Origin of the sequence: Stenotrophomonas sp. YIM B06876 (genome assembly GCF_030711595.1) — a bacterium.
GTDB lineage: Bacteria > Pseudomonadota > Gammaproteobacteria > Xanthomonadales > Xanthomonadaceae > Stenotrophomonas.
The window spans coordinates 1-1,146 of sequence record NZ_JAUJUJ010000265.1; the positions used below are offsets into that span (position 1 = coordinate 1).

Genomic DNA, 1,146 nt, shown 5'->3' on the forward strand with positions numbered 1-1,146 from the left:
GCGGCACCACCTTGAGGCCCTTCTTGGCGGCCCAGATGTTCTGGTAGTGGAACAGCGGGATATGGCCCACGTCGTCGGTGACCAGCTTGACCGAGTGGCGGAAGATGGCCTCGCGGCGCTTGGCGTCGAACTCCACGGTGGCGGCGTCGAGCGCCTTGTCCACCGCCTCGTTGCTGTAGCGGCCCCAGTTGTTGACGCCGCGCCCGCGCTTGGCGTCGTTGCTGGCCAGGGTCTGCAGCAGGCCGTAGCCGGCTTCGCCCGTGCCGTTGCCCCAGGCAATCACGCTGACGGCGTACTCGTTCTTGCCGGCGCGGCCGGCGTACACGCTCCAGGGCACGACCTCGACCTTGGTCTTGACGCCCGCGCGGGTCCAGAACTGGGCCACGGCCTGCACGGTCTCGGGCGCCTGCGGGTAGCGGTCGCCCGGCACGTGGATGGTGATCTGGAAGCCCTGCGGATAGCCGGCCTCGGCCAGCAGCTTCTTGGCCTGCTCGGCGCTGTAGGCGATGTCCTTGACCTCGGGGTTGTAGCCGAAGGTGTTCTTGGGCATCCACTGGTTGGCCTCGGTCACCGTGCCCTGCAGGATGCGGTCGGCGATGGCCTTGCGGTTGATCGCGACCGACAGCGCCTGGCGCACCTTGAGCTCCTGCAGCGGGTTCTTGTCCAGCGGCTTGCCAGCGTTGTCGGTGATGAACTCGTTGGCGCCGGGGCGGAAGCTCGGCTGCAGCAGCAGCACGCGCAGGCCCGGGTAGGTGTAGACGCTGACCGACGGCGTCTTCTTGAGCTTGGCCACGTCGGTCACGGCCACCTTGTCGATCACGTCCACGTCGCCGGCCAGCAGCGCGGCCGTGCGCGCCGCGCCGTTGTTGATGAAGCGGTAGTTGACCTTGTCCCACACGGGCTTCGGGCCGTAGTACGACGGATTGCGCTCGAACACGGTGCGGTCGCCGGGGCTGTACGAGATGAACTTGTACGGCCCCGTGCCGACCACGGCGCGGCCGGCGTTGTAGTCCTCGGTCTTGGACTTTTCGCCGACATGCTTGCTCACGATGTAGATCGACGCGATGTCGAGCGGCAGCATGGGGTTGGGCGTGTTGGTCTTGACGATGACGGTGTGCGGGTCCTTCGCGGTGGTCGATTCGACCG

General features: G+C 67.2%; 1 protein-coding gene. It reads right to left on the reverse strand.

The genetic code is table 11. The features are described from left to right. Positions 1-1,146: ABC transporter substrate-binding protein (locus QZH66_RS16615; RefSeq protein WP_305806970.1), on the reverse strand; the 1,146-nt coding region annotated here is incomplete at both ends.